The organism is Okibacterium sp. HSC-33S16 (genome assembly GCF_024171565.1).
Taxonomy (GTDB): domain Bacteria; phylum Actinomycetota; class Actinomycetes; order Actinomycetales; family Microbacteriaceae; genus Mycetocola_A.
This window is the reverse complement of sequence record NZ_JALJZZ010000006.1, coordinates 153,092-172,310: the sequence shown is the minus strand read 5'-3', so window position 1 is coordinate 172,310 and position 19,219 is coordinate 153,092. Positions and strand designations below refer to the sequence as shown.

The window sequence follows — 19,219 nt, the reverse complement described above, 5'->3', positions numbered from 1 at the left end:
GCAGGAGACATGGCACATGCACCGCGGCGAGGTCGACGCCCAACGCTCACGCGCAACGTCGCACCAGGTGTGCACCGGCTTGAGCACGCCTACGTGAACTGTTACCTCATTGAGGATGGCTCGTCGGTGACGATCGTTGACGCGGGATTCCCGTCGACCTGGGCTCCGCTCCTCCTCGCGCTGGATGAGATTGGGCGGTCCAGGCGCGACGTTGACGCACTCGTGCTCACCCACGCACACTTCGACCACATCGGGTTTGCCGCTCGAGCGCAGGCCGAACTGCGGGTGCCGATTTGGGTGCACCAGGCCGATGAACACCTCGCAGCACACCCGTATCACTATCAGCGAGAACGCACGCCATTCATCTACCCGCTGCTCTACCCGGCGGCAATTCCGGTGCTCGCCGGGATGACCGCGGCAGGCGCACTCGCCGTGAAGGGCGTCGAGAACGTGCACCATCTGCCGGAGACCGGCACTCTCGATGTGCCCGGCCAGCCGCAGGTCGTGTTCAGCCCCGGACACACCTTTGGACACACCGCGCTGTTCCTGCCGAACCGGGGAGCCCTTCTCAGCGGCGACGCTCTCGTCACCCTTGACCCGTATAAAGGGTCGCGGGGAGCTCAAATCATCGCGGGGGCCGCAACCGCGGACTCCGTCATGGCGCTGGACACCCTGACCGCCCTTGCCGACACCGATGCGGGGATCGTCCTGCCCGGTCACGGCGACCCGTGGTCAGGCGGAATCCGGGCCGCAGTGGACGCGGCGCGCGAGTTCGGCGCGTCCTAAGCACGTGGTCGCGATCACCCTCGTTCACGGCGACATCACGACCATGCGCGTCGATGCGGTCGTGAACGCGGCCAATAACTCGCTGCTCGGCGGTGGCGGCGTCGACGGCGCTATCCACCGTGCCGGCGGCCCGGAGGTTCTCGCCGAGTGCCGACGGCTTCGGGAGACGGTACTTCCGGACGGTTTGCCCACCGGGGAGGCGGTGGCGACGACGGCCGGACGGTTGCCGGCTCATCACGTGATCCACACAGTCGGTCCGGTCTGGGACCCGAGGGCAGATCGATCGGAACTGCTGGCATCCGCTTATCGACAGAGCCTCGCGGTCGCCGACGAACTCGGTGCAGCCACCGTAGCGTTTCCGGCGATCTCGGCGGGCGCGTACGGCTGGCCGACCGCGGATGCCGCCCGGATTGCCATTCGGACGGTGCGCGAGGTCGACCCGCCGTGTGATGTCACGTTCGTGTTGTTCTCACCCGAGGTGTTCGCCGCATTTCAGACGGCACTCGCCGAAGAAGGTTAGAGGGCTGCGTCGGCGATCACGACCGAGTGCGGAGCCAGGCGGACCCCGTGCTCGCCGTTGTCGAGAATTGCGGCACCCTCGGTCGCGAATGAGCCGAGTACGCCCCCGATGCGGGCAGGGAGCATCCGTTCAACGTCATCGAAGTTGATGAGGATCGCGACGGACCCACGGCGAAGCACAAGCCAGCGCTCGTCGCCGTCGAACTCGACAGCGGTTGAGCCGAAACGCGGGTCGAGCAGGTCGGGTTGGGAGCGGCGCAGTGCGGTCAGCTGGCGATACCAGTCGAGCAGCCGTGCCGAATCAGCGTTCTGGACTTCGTCCCAGTCGAGTTTCGAGTTCGTGAACGTTGTGGGGTCCTGCGGGTCAGGAACGACGTTCGGGTCCCAGCCCATCCGTTCGAACTCGGCGATGCGGCCTTCGGCCGTCGCCTTTCCGAGCTCGGGCTCAGGGTGGGAGGTGAAGAACTGCCACGGCGTTCGGGCGCCCCACTCCTCCCCCATGAACAACATCGGGGTAAAGCCGGCCGTGAGGGTCAGCGCCGCTGCGATCGCCAACTGTCCGGTGTCGAGGGTGGCAGAGAGCCGGTCGCCGGTGGCGCGGTTGCCGATCTGGTCGTGGTTCTGGTTGGCCACGACGAGGCGCCACGTCGGCATGTGCTCGGTGTCGACCGGTCGGCCATGCACGCGCCCTCGGAAGCTCGAGAAGGTGCCGTCGTGGAAGAACCCGCGCGTAAGCACTTTGGCGAGGGCTGAGAGCGGTTCGAAGTCGGCGTAGTAGCCGGTCGTCTCGCGGCTGAGCGCAACGTGGACGGCGTGGTGGAAGTCATCACTCCACTGGCCGTCGAGGCCGTAGCCGTGAGCTTCCCGCGGCGTAATCAGCGTGGGATTGTTGAGATCCGACTCCGCGATGAGGGTGAGCGGGCGGCGCACGGCTGCGCTGAGCGCGGCCACCTCGGTTGCCATTTCCTCAAGCAGGTGTGTGGCACGGGAGTCGACGAGTGCGTGGACCGCGTCGAGGCGCAGTCCGTCGACGTGGTACTCGTCGAGCCACATCAGCGCGTTTTCGAGAATGTAGCTGCGCACCTCGTCTGAGTGCTCGCCGTCCAGGTTGACCGAGGACCCCCAGGTGTTTCCCGGGCCGTCGGTGAGGTACGGGCCAAACTTCGGCAGGTAGTTGCCGCTCGGTCCGAGGTGGTTGTAGACGACGTCCTGGATCACACCGAGGCCGGCGGCGTGGCACGCGTCCACGAAGCGCTGGTAGGCCGCGGGTCCACCGTAGCCTTCCGAGACGGTGTACCACAGCACCCCGTCGTATCCCCAGTTGTGAGTGCCGTTGAATCCGTTGACCGGGAGCACTTCAACGAAGTCGACGCCGAGGCTGACCAGATGATCGAGCCGTTCGATCGCCGAGTCGAGAGTGCCGTCGGGGGTGAAAGTACCGACGTGCATCTCGTAGATGACGCCGCCACCCAACTGTCGCCCGGTCCAGGCGCTGTCGTTCCACTCGTACTCCGACGAATCGAACGACCGTGACAGCTCGTGCACACCGTTCGGCTGGCGCAACGACCGGGGGTCAGGGAACGGCCCCTCACCGTCGATGCGGAAACCGTAGTCAATGTCTGTGCCATTCATCAGAACAGCGGATGCCGGTCGCCACCACCCGTCGCCGCCCGGGGTCATATCGGAGGACGAGTCCCCCAGCACGAGTTCGACATGCGAGGCTGCGGGGGCCCAGACGCTGAACGGTTCACGGTTACGCCTGTTGATCATTCGGATTCTCCCAACAACGCTGCGAGGTCGGTGTCATCGGGCACGAGGAGTGCCACGGGGTATTGGTGAAGCAGGTCGGCCAGTCGAAGGGTGCCGCCCGCGTACCGTTCTCCGGTAAACGCGTCGACGAGCGGTCGCCCAGCGACGACGACCGTTGTGTCTCCCCAGCCGCCCCTCTTACGGAGGCCGACCGGCAGGCGGGTGGCAATAGTGATGGCGTCGCCGCGATCGAAGGCGACGGCATGAGCGGCGGCAGACCCATACGCGGGAATCGCCAGGTAGCGGGAGAACCACTCAGGACGGTCCCGGCGCAGGCGAAGTGCGCGGGCCGTCACGAGGAGCTTGGCCGCACCGGTCTCGTCGACAGGTGGCAGCCAGCCGCGGTCCACCCTCGCCAGGAACTCGCGTCGCAGGTCAAAATCAATGCTGCGACGGTTGTCCGGGTCGACCAGGGAGGTCTCCCACAGTTCACTGCCCTGGTAGACGTCCGGCACGCCGGGCGCTGTGATCTGGATCAGCTTGGCGGCGAGCGAGTTGCTCCAGCCGGCCTGAGCCACCGTGTCGACAAACCCGGTGACGATATCGTTCACCTCGGAGTTATCGAACACCGCATCGATGAGCGCATGCATGGAGTTCTCGAACTCCTCGTTCGGTGCGGTCCACGTTGTCGAGGTGCCCGCTTCACGGGCGGCCTTTTCGGCGTAGGCGTGCAGTCGCTCGCGCGACGCGGGCCACGCACCGAGTACGGCTTCCCAGAGGAGTTGTTCAAACGGGCCGTCGCCGAGCGGAACCAGCTCGCGCAGGCGCTTCAGCGTGGCTTCCCATTCGGCAGGCATTTCCGAGATGACGGAGATGCGGCTGCGCACGTCTTCCCCACGCTTGGTGTCGTGGGTGGACAGGGTTGTCAGCGACGCGGGAAGAGAGGCTTGGCGGAAAAGTTGGCGGCGGTGGAATTCGGCGACGTCGATCGCAAATTCACCGGGATCTGCCCCCACTTCGTTCAGTGACGTCAGTCGGCTGAATCGGTAGAAGGCGGTGTCTTCGACTCCCTTCGCCATCACCATTCCCGAGGTCTGTTGGAATCGCACCGCAGCCGGATGCGTCGGATCCGCCAGCACGGGGTAGAGGGCGTCGACGCGAGTGGCGAGGTCGGGTCGGCGGGCCTTCGCTGAGCGCGCTGCCTCTGCGAGGTGTTCCTCGCCGAACGGCAGGTAGGACCGGTAGACCGGGAAACAGGCGAGGAGCTCGGCCAAGGCGTCGTCAGCGTCGTCGATCTCCGGAACAAGTCGTGCCAGTCGAAGCACTTCCGAGCGGAGAATCCCATCGGCGATGTGGCGCTTGTTTTCGTAGATGAGCTCAGGCCACACGTCGTCCATCGATGCCTGTGTGTCCTCCAGGCGTCCCTCGAGGGCGTCCAGCCTGCCTCGTCCCGCCGGGTCGACAAGAACGCGGTCGATGTCACCAAGCGCGTCGTACCCGGTTGTTCCGGCGGCCGCCCAGTTCGGCGGAAGTCCCTCGTCGCCCTCAAGAATCTTCTCGACGAGGACATAGATTCCGCCGGTCGCCTTCTGCAGGTCGTCGAGGTAATCGCCCGGGTACGCGAGCCCATCCGGGTGGTCGACACGTAGTCCGTGGACGAGGTCTTCCTTCACCCAGCGCAAAATTTCGGCGTGTGACTCTGCGAAGACCCAGGGCACTTCGACCCTGATGCCCGCGAGCGAGTTCACCGCGAAGAAGCGGCGATAGTTGAGTTCGCTGTCTGCACGCCGCCAGTTGATCAGCTCATAGTTCTGACGCGAGTGAACGGTGCGAGCGTCGGCACCGTCATCGGCCGTGCCGGGCGCAATCGGGAATTGGTTGTCGTAGTAGTGGAGTTCACCGTCGACGATTGCCAGTGACTCCAGCTCCTCGTCGCCGTCGCCGAGCACGGGAATCCGAACCTTGCCGTTTCCGGCGGCCCAATCCACGTCAAACGCCTCGGCGTAGCGAGACTCCTGGCCGAAGGTGAGGAGGTCCCACCACCAGGCGTTCGCCCGGGGCGTTGCCACACCAACGTGGTTGGGGACGATGTCGACGAGGATGCCCATGCCGGCTTTCCGCGCTGTTGCACCGAGCTTGTCCAGGCCCTCAGCACCACCGCGTGCAGGATCAATGCGTGAGTGGTTGACCACGTCGTACCCATGGTCCGAACCCGCCTCCGCTTCCAACAGCGGAGACAGGTAGAGCCAGTCGGCACCGAGGGCATGGACGTAGTCCGTGACCGCCGCTGCCTTGTTGAGGTCGAATGACTGGCGGATTTGGAGCCGATACGTTGATGCTGGGATTTTTAGTTCGCTCAACTCATTGCCCCCGGCTTCACCTCGGTGTTCGACGTGCTTTGGGACCCGCTGAGCACAGCGAGTGACGCGGCGACCGAGTGGTCCGGTTCGGCTTCTGGCGTCCGATATGCCCGCATGACAAGAAGCGAGCGCGCCAAGACCGTTTGTTTGGCTCCCGCCGGGCGAGGGATGGCATCCGCTCCTTCACCTGCGGTGTCCACGACGATCTCCCACTGCTCCGAGTATTCTTCGGGCGGCAGAGTGAATTCGGTGTCTTCGACGTCCGCGTTGAAGTACATCAGGAAATGCACGTCGCTGACATTTTGGCCACGGGCGTCCCGCTCCCTGATTCCCTCACCGTTGAAGAACACTCCGACGGTCCGAGCGAGATCTTCGTCCCAGTCCTCCGGCTGCATCTCCAGGCCGTCGCGGTTGAGCCATACGATGTCGGGAAGCGGCTCACCCTCACCGCGTCGCACCGGGCGGCCGTCGAAGAAGCGGCTGCGGCGGAACACCGGGTGCTCCTTACGCAGCCGAGCCACGGCTGAAGTGAACTCGATCAACGGTGCATCGACACGGTCCCAGTGCAGCCAGGTCAGTTCGTTGTCCTGCGCATAGCCGTTGTTGTTGCCCTGCTGGGTACGACCGAGCTCGTCCCCATGAAGGATCATCGGGACGCCCTGTGAGAGCAGCAGCGTCGCAATAAAGTTGCGCTGCTGGCGCGCCCGAAGCGCGAGCACCTCGGGGTCGTCGGTCTCACCCTCAGCACCCGAGTTCCACGACCGGTTGTGTGATTCGCCGTCGTTGTTATCTTCGCCGTTGGCGTCGTTGTGCTTGTCGTTGTAAGAAACCAGGTCGCGCAGGGTGAATCCGTCGTGCGCGGTCACGAAGTTGATGGAAGCGACCGGACGACGGCCGGAGTGCTCATACAGGTCGGCCGACCCGGTGATGCGGGAAGCGAACTCGCCCAGCGTCGAGGGTTCTCCTCGCCAAAAATCACGGACGGTGTCGCGGAACTTGCCGTTCCACTCTGTCCATTGCGACGGGAAGTTTCCGACCTGGTAGCCACCGGGGCCGACGTCCCATGGCTCCGCGATGAGCTTAACCTGCGAGACGATGGGGTCCTGCTGCACAAGCTCGAAGAAGGTCGACAGCTTGTCCACCTCGTAGAGGTCCCGGGCCAGGGCCGATGCGAGGTCGAAACGGAAGCCGTCGACGTGCATCTCGGTGACCCAGTACCGCAGGGAGTCCATGATGAGCTGCAGCGCGTGCGGGTGCCGGACGTTGAGGGTGTTCCCCGTTCCGGTGTAGTCGGTGTAGTACCGCTTGTCGTTTTCTTCGAGCCGGTAGTACGCCTCGTTGTCGATACCGCGGAAGGAGAGGGTCGGTCCCATGTGGTTGCCTTCAGCCGTGTGGTTGTAGACAACGTCGAGAATTACCTCGATGTCCGCAGCGTGAAGGGACTTCACCATGCCCTTGAATTCCTGCACCTGCTGGCCGACCTCGCCGGTCGACGAGTACTCGTTGTGCGGGGCAAAAAATCCGATGGTGTTGTAGCCCCAGTAGTTGCGAAGCCCCTTGTCCAACAAGGTGGAGTCCTGAACGAACTGGTGCACCGGCATCAATTCAATGGCGGTCACGCCGAGGCGCTGCAGATGCTCGATGGTGGCCGGGTGAGCAACACCGGCATAAGTCCCCCGCTGTTGCTCCGGGATCTCCTCGTTGAGTTTGGTGAGTCCCTTGACGTGCGCCTCATAGATGACGCTGCTGTTGTATGGCGTCCGCGGGTGCCGGTCGCCGGACCAGTCGAAGAATGGGTTCACCACAACGCTGAGCATGGAGTGCGGGGCGCTGTCGTCATCGTTGCGCGAGTCGGGGTCACCGAAGTTGTAGGAGAACAACGACTGGTCCCAGTCGTAGGATCCGCAGGTCGCCTTTGCGTACGGGTCAAGCAGCAGTTTGTTCGGGTTGAGCCGCTTTCCCTCTTCCGGTGCGTACTCGCCATACACGCGGTATCCGTACCGCTGCCCGGGCTGGGCCTCCGGCAGGTAGCAGTGCCAGACGAAGGCGTCGGCGTCTCGCAACTCCACCCGCGTCTCGGTGCCGTCCTCATCGAAGAGGCAGAGCTCGACGCGTTCTGCTGCTTCGCTGTAAATCGCGAAGTTTGTTCCGCTGCCGTCGTAGGTGGCGCCAAGCGGGTACGCGGTTCCTGGCCAGCTTTCCATCGGTCTCCTTGTAGGGGTTCCCCGGGCGAAAAGGTCACACGAGTGGCTCAAATCTAGTTCGTTGTTTGGAAAGGTCCCTTTGTCGTCAGAAGGTCTAGCTTTCGGGCCGGGCGGATGGTATTGATGCTTTTTTACATCGACACGCGCGACTTCTGCAGGGCCTTGTATTGTCCGACGCTGGCGGGTTTCATGGGAAGTGGTTACGGCACCGGCGTGGGGGACGAACCTTTCGGCGCGGTGCGACAGCTGGTCGAGGAGGAGGACAAACGAGTGTTGGATTCAGAAACACGGAAGCTGGCAGAACTCTGGCGCCGCGAAGGAAAGTTCTCGACGGTGTTCGTCGAGGCCAATGGCGTGGTCGATAAGCCCGGACAGGACGCCGAGTCCCGAAGACAGGCCATTCGAGATTCTCTCGAGCGCGCCGGTGCGCCGGAGGCCGACCTTGCCACGATTGAGCGCATCCTTTCCGAACCCACCGGCCTCGGCGGCGAGGTGTCACGCTTCCTCGTCGTGCACAACGGTGAGCCGGTGCTCGACGAAATGCTCACCGGGCCCAGGGCGTGGCCAGACAGTTCCACGTACCTGAGCGTTCCCGATCTGCTGCCGCTCGTGCGCCACCGCCAGAACGACGTGGTGTACCTCGTCGTCGAGGCGAGCCGAGGCAATGGTGAAATCCACGCCTACCGCGCGTCCCACACCGCGGTATTGCATTCCGAAGCCGTGGAAGGCAGGACAGACAGCCTCAACAAGGTGCAAGCGGGCGGCGGCTGGGCGCACAGCAAATACCAACACCATTCCGAGGAGATCTGGCGGCAGAACCAGACCCAACTGGCATCGTCGATCGATGAGCTCGTGCGCACGCTCCGTCCGCGGTTCGTCCTGGTGGCCGGAGACGTTCGTGCGGTGCAACTGCTCATCGACGAACTCTCACCAGCGGCTCGTGACATCAGCCGCCCCGTTGCTGCCCACGTTCTCGCTCCCGGGTCATCCCGGACCGCACTCGAGCAACGGATCTCTGAGAAGCTCGAAGAGGTGCGCCGGCAAGATCAGTCGGCGGCCATCGACAAACTCTCCGCCGGCGACTTCGAAAACGGGGCGCTCGGGATCGGTGCTGTGGCTCACGCCCTGCAGCAGAGCCAGGCTGACACTGTGCTCATCGACGAATCCCCCGCGGACGGTCGGACGCTGCTCGCCCTGGCCTCCGAACCGTGGGTGGCGACGGCACCGGAAGAAGCCATGGGTGCCGACGTTCTCGGCCCCGTGCCCGCACTGCTCGCGCTGACCCGCGCTGCCGTGTTGACCGAGTCACGTGTGCTCTTCGTCGACCACGGCATCCTGCCCAAATCGGCGGACGTTGCGGCGGTTCTCCGGTGGCCGACCGGGCCAGCCATCCCCGGTACGCCGCGTTGGCAGCAGGAACAGGACCAGGCAGCCCGCGCGCAAACCCAGGCGCAGGCATAAATCGACCGGCTCGAGGAAAGGAACCGCATGACGGGCAGCGACGATACCTCCGGTGATCACACCGGGCAGGCACAGGAGAGCGGGCCAGGGGCCGCCGTCGGCAAACGCATCACCGGCGAAAGCGATCCCCGCGACCCCGACGGGCTCATCACCCTGGACGATCTGCCGAATCGGTTGGGCAGCGCGTCCGACCTCGGCGACCTGACCCGCAAGGCTCGTGAGTACGGCGACGCGTCCCTCGAGGAGCGCGACTGACCGCCGGCGCAACCCATTGCCCCTGGCACGCGCTCGCCCTACTCTGAGTCGAATGCGCACCCAGGTACACAACATCGGTTCATCGACGCGACGGACACCCGGCACCGCCCGGGCCCTCGCGTCGATGTTCGCCGTGACCGGAGCCGTTCACTTCCTCGCACCACGGGTGTTCGACCCGATCGTTCCACGCTGGCTGCCGGGCTCGAGCCGCTCCTGGACGGTGGCGTCCGGCCTCGCAGAGTGGGCGCTGGCCGCGCTCGTGGCGCACCGCACCACCCGCAACAGTGGAGGGCTCCTCTCCGCCGCATTCCTCGTGGCCGTGTTTCCGGCTAACGTCCGCACCGTGCGGATCGTGCGCTCCAGGGGCATGCTCGCGCAACTGATCGCCATCGCCCGGCTCCCCCTGCAGGTGCCGCTGATTGCGCTCGCGCTCCGGGTCGGACGGAGTGCCTCATGACACTGACTGGATCCGGGTTGGCTGGGGGCGTGCTCGCCGGTGTCTTCGACGGGCTCCGCGCGCTGCGCCATCCGCGTCCGATCCACCCGCACGGCGTCGCGCTGAGGGGCTCGCTCCGCTGGCTCACCGACCGGGCTCCGGCCGGCATCGACCTCATCGACCACCCGCACACGAGCGAACTACCGCTCACCGCACGCGTCTCACGCTCCGTGGGGGTCCCGGCGCCGTTGCCCGACGTGATCGGACTCGCCGTGCGGTTCGGAACGACAACCGGCCCGGCCGATGTGCTCCTGGCCTCGACCGGCTTTGGGGTGCCGTCCCGGTTCTGGCTGGCCGCCCACCGGTGCCCGTCTCGGGCCCGCTTCACCACGCTGCTTCCGCTGAAAACCGAGAACGGCCCACTCCTACTCGCTGCGCGCACGATGGAGCCGACAGACCTGCCCACCGACCCGGTGGCGCTCGCTCACGCCCTCGAGAACTCGAGCTGGCGTCTGAAGCTGTACCACGCCCGCCCGCTGGGCCACTGGCATCCGTTCGCCATTCTGGAGGTCTGGCGTGAACCGGGCGCGATCGACACGATCGAACGATTCGACCCGGTGAGACACGCGCTGCCGGGCACGTCGACGTACGGCTGGGAGCGACGACTTCGAGAACCCTCATACCTGAGGTCCAGAGACGCCAACCAAGGAGTGACAGATGAACAGTGCAGAAATATTGACGGATGCTTTTCAGCGCGTTTCTGAGAACGTCCATCATGCGATCGATGGCGTCGATGCGCCCACTTTGCTGGCGCGCGTCGATGACGACGCGAACACGCTCGCCTGGCTCATCTGGCACCTCACCCGCGTGCAGGACGACCATGTGGCTGACCTGCTCGAGACGGACCAGATCTGGGTTTCCGCGGGTTGGGTGGACCGGTTTCGGCTGCCGTTCCCGCCCGAGGACACCGGCTACGGGCACTCGAGTGACGACGTGGCTGCCGTTGTGGTGAGCGCACCCGAGCTGCTGCTCGGCTACTTTGACGAAGTGCACGACCGCACCGTGCATTTTCTCCGCGGGCTCAGCGACGATGACCTCGACCGGGTGGTCGACGAGAACTGGAACCCGCCCGTGACGCTCGGGGTTCGGCTCGTCAGTGTCATCGCCGACGACCTGCAGCACGCCGGCCAGGCGGCGTTCCTGCGCGGCGTGCTGGAGCGGTCACACCGATAGACCGTGCGGCTGCGCCGTGCCCGCAGCGGAGCCTAGGTGCGGGGGCGGTTCGCCAGGCGCCCGAGGGCCGCCAACGGGATGGGCAGCCAGTCCGGGCGATTGCGCGCCTCGTACACCGCTTCGTAGAGCGCCTTGTCCATTTCGAAAGCGTCGAGCAACTCACGGTGCGCCCTCAGGTCGATGCCCGCGCGCTCGATGTATCCGCTGAGGAACGCGTTGCGTGACGCTCGGGTCCAGTCCTTCGCCTCGTCGGTGCTGCCGAGCGAACCGGCCACATAGTCGAAGCTGCGAAGCATTCCGGCCACGTCGCGCAGGGCGAAGTCGGGCTGCGACCGCTCGTGCATGGGGCGAAGGGGCTCCCCCTCGAAGTCGAGGAGCACCCAGTGCCCGTCTGCGGCCAGCAGGACCTGTCCCAGGTGATAGTCGCCGTGGATGCGCTGCAGCGCCGGCCAGTCGAGCGACTCGGTGGAGGCGTACAGCGCATCGATGGTGCCACGGAACTCCTCGATCTGAGGCACCTCGTCGATGGCCAGCGCCAGGCGGGAGCGCCAGCTGGCGAGGGTGGCGTCGACTTCAGCAGGGGTGGGAGCGGTCGTGCCGAACGAACCGGCAAGCAGGGTGTGCACCTCGGCGGTCACCGTGCCGAGCGAGTGGGCACGCTCCGTGAAGTCGTTTCCTTCCTCGGCCGAGCGCAGGGCGAAGCGCCACGCGTCTTCCGACCCGGCCAGGAACTCCTGCGCGAAGGCGAGGTGTCCGCGGGCGCGGCCGGTGTCCCTGCCGATGTCGTCCCACTCACCGGTCACCGCGCCGATGGAATGCGGCACGTTGGGCGAGCCCGATGCGGCGAGCGCTGCCTGGAGCACAACGTCGGGGTTCTCGCCGTGGTGAAGGGCACGGAATACCTTGCAGATCACCCGGTCGATTCCGTTTGAGGTCACGACCCGGTAGATGATGGACGTGTTCGACTGTTCACCGCGCAGGACGCGAGACGACGTGATCTCGGAGATGTCGATGGCGCCGAAGACCTGGCCCTGTGCTGTCGCGCCGTGCGCTGTGGCCTCGGAGTCCGTTGTGATCATCCTCAGGAGAGCAGCGGCGTATGCCGGGTCGTGCGGACCGTCGTAGAGGTAGGTGGTTCCGCCGTCTGTGGGCACCTCGGCGATCAGGGCAGCCTCCGCTCCATCGAGCGGCTCAGTGCGCTCGGTCACCGGCACCTGATAGAGCACAGGCACCCGCGCGGAGAAGTCCATCACGAGGTGGGTGACGAGTCGAGGGCCGTCTGAGGGGATCTCCCAGCTCCCGATGAGTTCGAGACGGGGAACCCGTCCTTTACTTGCGAACCAGCGCTGGGACACAACCCAGGGTGAGATGAGGTCGAGGGGGCTCGTCGGCGAGGACATAGTGGAAGACTATTGCGTTCGGGGTAACCGGGCCCTCACGCCGCTCGGGGGTTGACAGCCGGATCTGTTCCCGGCAGCTTTCGGCGAGCGTCCTTTTCGCAGCGTCGGTAGAACACCGCGTACAGGGCGAGGGTTGCGGCGAGGCCCGGGACCAGCGCCCAGGCCGCGATTCGTGAGAAGTCCAGCTGCGCCCAGCTCAGTATGATCCCGAGAAGGATGAAGCTCAGGCTGACCAGCTGCGCCTGAAAGATCACCCGGAACGCCGACCACCGAGGGTCGACGAGCAGCCACAGGTTTACCGCGCCCGGAAGAGTGAGCGTCGCGCCAATCACCCGGGCGGTCAGCGGAGTCAGCTGCCAGGCCCAGGTGTCGACGCCGATTGCTGGCACGAGAAAGAGAACGCTCCCCACGGTGAGGGAGGCCGCACCAAGGGCGGCGAGCGCCCTGCACCATCCACGCGGGATGACCGTCTCCTCAGCAACGACATCGGTTGGCCTGCTGTGGGCCCTTCGGGACTGCAGGACGAGGACGAGCGCGAGCAGCACCGGGGTCGTGAGATACAGGGTGGCCCAGGCCACGAAGGAGAGATGCCCCGCGTGAAACTTCTCCCAGTGCAGCAGCGTCGCGATCCCGAGAAGCGTCGCGAAGGTCAGCACCGCCGGAAAGCCCCGGCGCACCGCGACCCAGGAGCGGGTGCGCAGTACTCCGGCGAAGAACCAAATGCCGCCGATATACGCAGACCCGAGATAGAGCGCGGTCACGGGCGGCGCAATCGTCCAGGCGAAATGCTGTTCGGTGTGACCGGGAGCCAGGTAGAGCAGGACGCTCGCCACCACGAGGAAGGGCAGCACAAGGATGCTCACCGCGAGGGTAACCGGCGACAACGAATCGGCACCGCTCTCGGGACTGCTCCCCCGCTTGAGGCTTTCCAGCGCCTCATCCACGAGTGAGCTCCGCGGCCGGTTCACCGAGCGCAAAGGCGAGGGCGTCTGTCACGCTGAACGAGCGCCCGCGGACCCGGGCCTCCTCGAAGGCGTCGGCCCCCGGACCCGCCAGCACGCCATCCACCCACGGCTGGGAGAAGGCAAAGGTCGGCGCGTTGTACAGGCCGGTTTGCTCCCGGAGGTTCTGCGCGGCACCGGCCAGAATTCCGGCCCGTTCGACATCGCCACTCGTCACCGCCGGAACGATCAGTCCCTCGAGGCCGTAAGCGATCCCGTCGTCGTGCCGGAGACGTGCCGATGTGCGCAGGCTCGATTCAAAGGCTGTTCGGGCGTTCTCCAGGTCACCCGCGAAGGCGAGGGCCACTCCAACGTGGTGCAGGGCAATGGTCTCACTGAGCTCATCCCGCTGCTCCTCGGCGAGCGCAAGGCTCTCCCGGAACCGCTCGAGTGCCGGTTCGACCTGCTGGGCGAGAAGCGCCAACCTGCCGAGCACGACGAGCACCATGGCCTGGCCCCAGTTGTCGTGGGTTTCCCGAAACAGGCGAAGGCTGGTTTCAAGATTCTCCTGCGCTGCGGCGGGGTCCGGCGGTTCGGCGGCCAGTCGAGCAAGCGCGGCGGAAACGAGGGCGAGGGCCTGGCCGGAACGTACCCCCTCTGCTCCGAACAGCTCTGCGCTCTCCAGCAGTCCCGGCAGTACCTGGCCGGCCGGTTCTTCCCAGAAGCCAATCGCCCGTGTGAAGTACAGCGCGACCGCCCGGGTCACCCCGGTCGCCGGCGGATCGGTGTCGAGCACTCGCGTCATCCAGGTCCGCACCTCACCGAGCCGGCCTCCCACCCACCAGTACACATACAGCGTCCAGCAAAAGCGCGCGGCTCGCTCAGCATCGCCGATGGACAGGAGGTACAGCACGGCGGCGCGGAGGTTGGCGTCGTCATCGGCCAGCCGAGTCATCCATTCGCGTTGTTCCGGGCCCTCAAGCGAACGCTCGGCCCGCTCGCCGAGGGCAACAAAGTATGCGGCGTGCAGTGCACAGGTGTCCGGCAGTTGACCCGCAGCGTCCAGCTGTTCCCGAGCGAACTCCCTCACCGTGACAAGGAGGGAGAACCACGAGTGCGTACCCCGGTCGTCCTGGCGCACGAGGCTGTTGTCGACGAGCGTTCCAAGCACTGTGAGCGTGTCGGCGTCACGCGAGGCGCCGTAGACCGCTTCGACGGCCTCGAGGCTGAACCCACCGTCGAAGACGCCGAGCGTCGACAGGAGGTCGTTTTCATCCGTACTGAGCATCTGCGTGCTCCACTCGATGGTGCGCCTCAACGTCTGTTGCCGGTGAGGGAGGTCGCGAGGGCCTCCACTGAGAAAGGGCAGCACCTTGTCGAGCCGCTCGAGCATGGCGCTCGGGCTGAGCAGTCGAATCTTCGCCGCTGCCAGCTCAAGAGCGAGCGGGACACCGTCAAGCCGGGCGGCGAGGCGGGATACCGCTGATGCGTTGGCATCCGTCACCTGAAAATCAGGCTTAACGGCTCGCGCCCTCTCGGTGAACAACGCCACAGCGGGAGCGGACCGAATGTTGTCGGCGGTGGCGGGAATCGTGCTGTCAGGGAGGCTGAGCGGGCCTACCTCGAAACTGCGCTCAGCCGAGAGTCGTAATCGCGTGCGGCTGGTCACGAGAATGGTGAGGCCGGGCGACGAACGGAGCAGTGGCATCAGCCGCGGCGCGGAATCGACCACCTGCTCGAAATTATCAAGGAGGAGTAGCAGGCGCCGGCCGCCCACCGACACTGCGATCTTCTCCTCCAGCGAGCCGTCGCCGGTGTCCCGCACACCCATGGCGTGGGCGATGGTGGACAGGACTGCCGCGTCGTCGTGAACCGGAGCCAAATCGACGAAGCAGACACCGGCTGAAAACGTCTCTGCGCTGCGGGACGCGGCCGCAATGGCAAGTCGGCTTTTGCCGATTCCACCGGCACCCACCAGGGTGACCAGGCGAACGGCAGGGTCTCGAAGCAGAGCGTCAACGGCGCCGAGCTCGGTAGAACGACCAATGAGTTCGGTGAGCGGTGCCGGCAGCCCGGAGCGGGTCGGGCTGACCTCGTCGGCCGGCGCCTCGGTCTCGGCGCTGGCCAACGCGAATCGCTCTGCCAGCAACGTGGCGAGATCGGCTTCCAGGAAGTCGGCGAGCTGGCCAGCGTCGGAGAAGTAGGTGAACGACGCCGTGTCGTCGGCCCGGATCTTGTCGAGAAGCTCAACCAGTCGCGGTTCCCGCTGCGCACTCTCTTTGATGTAGATGAGCTTGGGCATTTCCCGAGGTGTGAGGAGGTACTCGTCGGCGAGCCCAGACACCTCTTCGCCGGGCGCGACCCAGCCGTACCGCTCCCAGTACAGGCCCACAAAGACGTCGCTCTGCGCAAGGTAGGCCCGGTACAGGTCACGCGGCGGGTGCGGACGGGCACCGAGCTCGAACATCACCGGTGCAAGGTGCAGCCGTTCGATGGCCGATCGCGCCGACCGGCGCTCGGGCGCGAGTTCCTTGAGCGTCGAGCTGACGAAGATCCGCAGTTTTTGGTCGGGTGTGCGGATAGCGCCGGACTGCTTCTGCATGCAGGCATTCTGGAACGTGACACTCCCTCGCGTCCACCCCTCGCTGCTCTGGAGTCGGACGCAGCGCGCGAGTACACTCGCGGGCAGAACCGCGCCCCGGTGGTCCTCGCGCGGTGTGGAGGTCCCATGACCGACGACCGGCCCCAGCACCCGCGCATTCTCGTGTGCCTGGCCTCGCCCCATTCGCGCTCCCGGATTAGTGACGAGCTCACGCGTCGATACGCGACCGATTACGACATCGTTGAGTCGGCGAGCGCGGCCGATGCGCTGGACGTGCTTCGCGACGCCTCGACCGCAGCGACCCGGGTGGCCCTCGTGCTGTCCGACGACCTCAGCGAGGACAACACCCACGGTTCGGTGTTCCGTTTCGCCCGTCACCTCTTCCCCGACGTCCGGCGTGGGCTCGTCATTGAGTGGGGCTCGTGGGCGCTCCCCCGCACCGCCGAACTCGTGCACTCCGCCCTCGCGTCCACCCAGGCCGACTGCTACGTCGTTGTGCCCCGCCGGTCGCCCGACGAGTACTTCCACCGGGCTATCACCGAGCTGCTCTATGCCGTCGAACGGAGCAGTGAACAGGTGACACCGGATGCCACGATCGTCGGCCCGCTCTCACTCCCGCGGGTGCATGAGATAACGCGATACCTCACCCGGGCGGGCATTCGGTCCCGGGTGGTCGGCCCGGAGTCCACCGAAGGCAGCGACATCAGCAACTCGGGCGAGACTGCCGCCGCCGGAAGTCCGCTTGTCGAGGTGGCGGGCGGCGGTGTGCTGGTGAACCCGAGTAACGCCGATCTGGCCGAGGTCTTTGGATTGACCACCACGGTGCCGACGGACTCTTCAGTGGACGTCACCATTGTCGGAGCCGGACCTGGCGGTCTTGCAGCCGCGGTGTATGCGGCATCCGAGGGGCTTCGCACGCTCGTTCTGGAACGGGAGTCCATCGGTGGCCAGGCCGGGTCGAGTTCGCTGATCCGCAACTATCTCGGATTCGCCAGTGGGGTGTCGGGAGCAGATCTGTCCGATCGTGCCTACCAGCAGGCCTGGGCGTTCGGCGCACGATTCGGGCACACCCGCACGGTGACCGGGATGGCGACCGCGGAAGGCGGCTTTCGGCTGACCCTGGACCGGGGCGACGAGGTTCTCACCCGGTCGGTGATCGTGGCCAGCGGGGTGTCCTACCGGCGGCTCGCGGTTCCTGGCCTCGACAGGTACGTGGGCACGTCGGTGTTCTACGGTGCAACGGCTGTCGAGGCCAAGGCACAGACCGGTCGCCATGTCCTCGTCGTCGGTGGCGGCAACTCGGCCGGCCAGGCCGCTCTGCACCTTGCGCGCTATGCCGCGTCGGTGTCTCTTGTCGTACGTGGACCGACCCTTGCCGCGAGCATGTCGAGTTACCTCATCGAGCAGCTCACCGCGGCCGGTGTCTCCATCCTCACCGAGCGGAAAATCGTCGGAGGAATCGGCACGAACGATGAACTGGAAGCCGTCGTACTCCGGCATCGTGTCGCCGGGGACGAGACGACGGTGCCGGCCAGCGCCCTCTTCATCACCATCGGGGCTGCCCCACACACCGACTGGGTGAATCCGACGGTGCTGCGCGACCGGTGGGGCTACATCTTCACGGGCAACGACATGGTGATCGAGGGCGGTCGTCGAGCCTGGCCAGGAGAACGCCCGCCCGCGCCGCTCGAGTCGTCCGTCGCCGGTTTCTTCGCGGTGGGCGATGTGAGGCGCGGTTCGGTGAAGCGAGTCGCCTCGGCGGTGGGCGAAGGCTCAGTGGTGGTGTCGTCGGTGCACGCCTACCTGGCCGAGAGTCGGGCGCGTTAGCCGGAGCGCTCGAGCGGCCCAGCGAGCTCGGCCACAATTTCAGCCAGGCGCATGGCGTCGAACGGAGCCCGCACCTTGGCGTCGTTATCGCAATACACGTAGACATCCCGTGGACGCCCGTCGGTCGACTCCCCGGTGCGCCAGCCGTGCACCCGCGCTGCCCAGGTCTGCAGCAGCTCCTCCGGGTACCCGCTGACGTACAGCTCCTCGGCGCCGTGCAGCCGCACGTACATCTCACTCGATGTCACCTCAAACATCTGCGGGAACCGGCCGGCACTGTCGGAAACCACGATGGCGACGTCATGGTGGCGCGCCAACTCCACAAAGTCCTCGCACTCAAAGCTTGGGTGGCGCACCTCCAGCGCATAACGGATGGGCCGATTCGCGTCGGTCTTCAGCCACGACCGCCCCTCCATGCGTGCGTCATGCCCGCGGGCGAATTCGACGGCGGCCGTTGTGGTGCGGGGCAATGCCCCGAGGAAGGCGTCGATCGTTCCCCGGTCGTAGGCCAGGTTAGGTGGCACCTGCCAGAGCACCGGCCCGAGCTTCGGACCCAGCGCCAGCACCCCCGAAGCGAAGAAGTTCGGCAGCGCCTTCTCCGCATTCTTGAGTCGCAGGATGTGACTGATGTACCGACCACCCTTCACCGAGAACAGGAAGTCATCCGGCACTTCCGCGGCCCAGCGCACGTAGCTCGCCGGTGTTTGCAGGGCATAAAACGAGCCGTTGATCTCCACCGAGTTCATCCGCCCCGAGACATACTCGAGCTCCCGCCTCTGCGGGAGGCCCTTGGGGTAAAACACCGACCGCCACGGGACGTAGCGCCATCCGGAAATTCCGATCCGAGCGGCACCGATTGACGCTCGTCCGGAAGCGATGCCGACTGGCTCCAGCGATTCAGGCGTCATCTCGCAGCGTTTCCCCTGGCCAGATGTAGGGCAGGTCGGCAGGAACGTCTGGGAAGACCTCGCCGTAGAACTCCGGATCCTTCCGCAGCAGGTTCGAGCGGTGGCTCAAGTGAAAGGCCTCATCGCCGATCCACGGCGGCAGCTCCAGTTCGTCCTGCCGCAACCGATCGACCTCGGGGGCGAAGAGCAGCACCTGCGGACGCACCGTGTCGCTGTGGCCGCGTGCGATCCAGGCATCCGTCATTTCCAGTGCATATTTCGTGAGCGCCGGCACATAGCCTCGCCACATTTTCGCGGCGGGATGATGGCGCCACCCGTAGGTCGGCACGGTGACCGCCCGCAACAGTTGCAACGCTTCGACCCGCTGTTTGCCGAGCCGCGAACGATCGAGGACGGCCGCGCTTTCAGCGAACGAGGGGTACGGAAGAAAGGTCTGCACGATTCAACGACGCTAACCCAGGCGCCGCGCGCGTGGAAACGGGTTGACGGATACCACTTCGGCGCACTCACCGCAGCGCCCTGTTGCACAGCGCGAGAG

16 protein-coding genes are annotated in these 19,219 nt (G+C 65.8%); 8 read left to right on the top strand and 8 right to left on the bottom strand.

What is annotated here, in order from left to right:
* Nucleotides 1-9: 9 nt before the first annotated feature.
* Together L1277_RS13980 and L1277_RS13975 are read left to right on the top strand one after the other, a co-directional pair.
* Complete coding sequence (locus tag L1277_RS13980; protein WP_253377250.1) at nucleotides 10-786, top strand: MBL fold metallo-hydrolase; 777 nt, start codon at nucleotides 10-12, stop codon at nucleotides 784-786.
* Between the two features lie 4 nt (nucleotides 787-790).
* Entirely contained in the window at nucleotides 791-1,306 is a 516-nt protein-coding gene (locus L1277_RS13975; protein WP_308215107.1) for an O-acetyl-ADP-ribose deacetylase, read from the top strand.
* On the opposite strand, the gene treZ is transcribed toward L1277_RS13975, so the two are convergent.
* The 3 genes from treZ to glgX are packed head-to-tail and all read right to left on the bottom strand — an operon-like array spanning nucleotide 1,303 to nucleotide 7,618.
* Nucleotides 1,303-3,075 (bottom strand): malto-oligosyltrehalose trehalohydrolase, encoded by a 1,773-nt coding sequence (treZ, locus tag L1277_RS13970; protein ID WP_253377248.1) that lies wholly within the window; start codon nucleotides 3,073-3,075, stop codon nucleotides 1,303-1,305. The genes L1277_RS13975 and treZ overlap by 4 nt on opposite strands.
* Entirely contained in the window at nucleotides 3,072-5,414 is a 2,343-nt protein-coding gene (gene treY, locus L1277_RS13965; protein WP_253377246.1) for a malto-oligosyltrehalose synthase, read from the bottom strand. Before treY ends, treZ begins: the two co-directional genes overlap by 4 nt.
* The gene (gene glgX, locus L1277_RS13960) at nucleotides 5,411-7,618 is read right to left on the bottom strand and encodes a glycogen debranching protein GlgX (RefSeq protein ID WP_253377244.1); all 2,208 of its coding nucleotides are present in this window, start codon (nucleotides 7,616-7,618) and stop codon (nucleotides 5,411-5,413) included. Before glgX ends, treY begins: the two co-directional genes overlap by 4 nt.
* A gap of 270 nt (nucleotides 7,619-7,888) precedes the next feature.
* Here glgX and L1277_RS13955 point away from each other — a divergent pair, with 270 nt between their 5' ends.
* The 5 genes from L1277_RS13955 to L1277_RS13935 are packed head-to-tail and all read left to right on the top strand — an operon-like array spanning nucleotide 7,889 to nucleotide 11,003.
* On the top strand, nucleotides 7,889-9,079 hold the full coding sequence (locus L1277_RS13955) for a Vms1/Ankzf1 family peptidyl-tRNA hydrolase (RefSeq protein ID WP_253377242.1): 1,191 nt from the start codon (nucleotides 7,889-7,891) through the stop codon (nucleotides 9,077-9,079).
* 27 nt (nucleotides 9,080-9,106) lie between these two features.
* Entirely contained in the window at nucleotides 9,107-9,334 is a 228-nt protein-coding gene (locus tag L1277_RS13950) for a hypothetical protein (RefSeq protein WP_253377239.1), read from the top strand.
* A 52-nt stretch (nucleotides 9,335-9,386) separates the two neighbouring features.
* Nucleotides 9,387-9,791 (top strand): hypothetical protein, encoded by a 405-nt coding sequence (locus L1277_RS13945; RefSeq protein ID WP_253377237.1) that lies wholly within the window; start codon nucleotides 9,387-9,389, stop codon nucleotides 9,789-9,791.
* Nucleotides 9,788-10,534 (top strand): hypothetical protein, encoded by a 747-nt coding sequence (locus L1277_RS13940; RefSeq protein ID WP_253377235.1) that lies wholly within the window; start codon nucleotides 9,788-9,790, stop codon nucleotides 10,532-10,534. The genes L1277_RS13945 and L1277_RS13940 overlap by 4 nt, the downstream gene beginning before the upstream one ends.
* Nucleotides 10,488-11,003, top strand: coding sequence for a DinB family protein (locus tag L1277_RS13935; protein WP_253377233.1), 516 nt, complete (start codon nucleotides 10,488-10,490; stop codon nucleotides 11,001-11,003). The genes L1277_RS13940 and L1277_RS13935 overlap by 47 nt, the downstream gene beginning before the upstream one ends.
* A 32-nt stretch (nucleotides 11,004-11,035) precedes the next feature.
* Here L1277_RS13935 and L1277_RS13930 read toward each other — a convergent pair whose 3' ends face one another.
* Genes L1277_RS13930 through L1277_RS13920 form a run of 3 tightly spaced genes read right to left on the bottom strand, consistent with a single transcriptional unit; the run spans nucleotide 11,036 to nucleotide 15,946 of the window.
* Nucleotides 11,036-12,403 (bottom strand): phosphotransferase, encoded by a 1,368-nt coding sequence (locus L1277_RS13930; protein WP_253377232.1) that lies wholly within the window; start codon nucleotides 12,401-12,403, stop codon nucleotides 11,036-11,038.
* Between the two features lie 35 nt (nucleotides 12,404-12,438).
* On the bottom strand, nucleotides 12,439-13,347 hold the full coding sequence (locus L1277_RS13925) for a hypothetical protein (protein WP_253377231.1): 909 nt from the start codon (nucleotides 13,345-13,347) through the stop codon (nucleotides 12,439-12,441).
* Entirely contained in the window at nucleotides 13,340-15,946 is a 2,607-nt protein-coding gene (locus L1277_RS13920; RefSeq protein ID WP_253377230.1) for a DUF4062 domain-containing protein, read from the bottom strand. The genes L1277_RS13925 and L1277_RS13920 overlap by 8 nt, the downstream gene beginning before the upstream one ends.
* Nucleotides 15,947-16,072: 126 nt before the next feature.
* Here L1277_RS13920 and L1277_RS13915 point away from each other — a divergent pair, with 126 nt between their 5' ends.
* Nucleotides 16,073-17,773 (top strand): FAD-dependent oxidoreductase, encoded by a 1,701-nt coding sequence (locus L1277_RS13915; RefSeq protein ID WP_253377229.1) that lies wholly within the window; start codon nucleotides 16,073-16,075, stop codon nucleotides 17,771-17,773.
* On the opposite strand, the gene L1277_RS13910 is transcribed toward L1277_RS13915, so the two are convergent.
* Entirely contained in the window at nucleotides 17,770-18,681 is a 912-nt protein-coding gene (locus L1277_RS13910; RefSeq protein ID WP_253377228.1) for a DUF72 domain-containing protein, read from the bottom strand. The two genes, L1277_RS13915 and L1277_RS13910, sit on opposite strands and share 4 nt — an antisense overlap.
* Nucleotides 18,671-19,120 carry an MSMEG_6728 family protein gene (locus tag L1277_RS13905; RefSeq protein WP_253377227.1) on the bottom strand — a complete coding sequence of 150 codons (450 nt, stop codon included), beginning with the start codon at nucleotides 19,118-19,120 and terminating at the stop codon, nucleotides 18,671-18,673. The genes L1277_RS13910 and L1277_RS13905 overlap by 11 nt, the downstream gene beginning before the upstream one ends.
* Between the last annotated feature and the right edge of the window lie 99 nt (nucleotides 19,121-19,219).

Coding starts and splice junctions, on each gene's coding strand:
- L1277_RS13915 (WP_253377229.1), top strand. CDS start 16,073: ATGACCGACGACCGGCCCCAGCACCCGCGCATTCTCGTGTGCCTGGCC.
- L1277_RS13950 (WP_253377239.1), top strand. CDS start 9,107: ATGACGGGCAGCGACGATACCTCCGGTGATCACACCGGGCAGGCACAG.
- L1277_RS13935 (WP_253377233.1), top strand. CDS start 10,488: ATGAACAGTGCAGAAATATTGACGGATGCTTTTCAGCGCGTTTCTGAG.
- L1277_RS13930 (WP_253377232.1), bottom strand. CDS start 12,403: ATGTCCTCGCCGACGAGCCCCCTCGACCTCATCTCACCCTGGGTTGTG.
- treZ (WP_253377248.1), bottom strand. CDS start 3,075: ATGATCAACAGGCGTAACCGTGAACCGTTCAGCGTCTGGGCCCCCGCA.
- L1277_RS13980 (WP_253377250.1), top strand. CDS start 10: ATGGCACATGCACCGCGGCGAGGTCGACGCCCAACGCTCACGCGCAAC.
- L1277_RS13920 (WP_253377230.1), bottom strand. CDS start 15,946: ATGCAGAAGCAGTCCGGCGCTATCCGCACACCCGACCAAAAACTGCGG.
- L1277_RS13945 (WP_253377237.1), top strand. CDS start 9,387: ATGCGCACCCAGGTACACAACATCGGTTCATCGACGCGACGGACACCC.
- L1277_RS13940 (WP_253377235.1), top strand. CDS start 9,788: ATGACACTGACTGGATCCGGGTTGGCTGGGGGCGTGCTCGCCGGTGTC.
- glgX (WP_253377244.1), bottom strand. CDS start 7,618: ATGGAAAGCTGGCCAGGAACCGCGTACCCGCTTGGCGCCACCTACGAC.
- L1277_RS13910 (WP_253377228.1), bottom strand. CDS start 18,681: ATGACGCCTGAATCGCTGGAGCCAGTCGGCATCGCTTCCGGACGAGCG.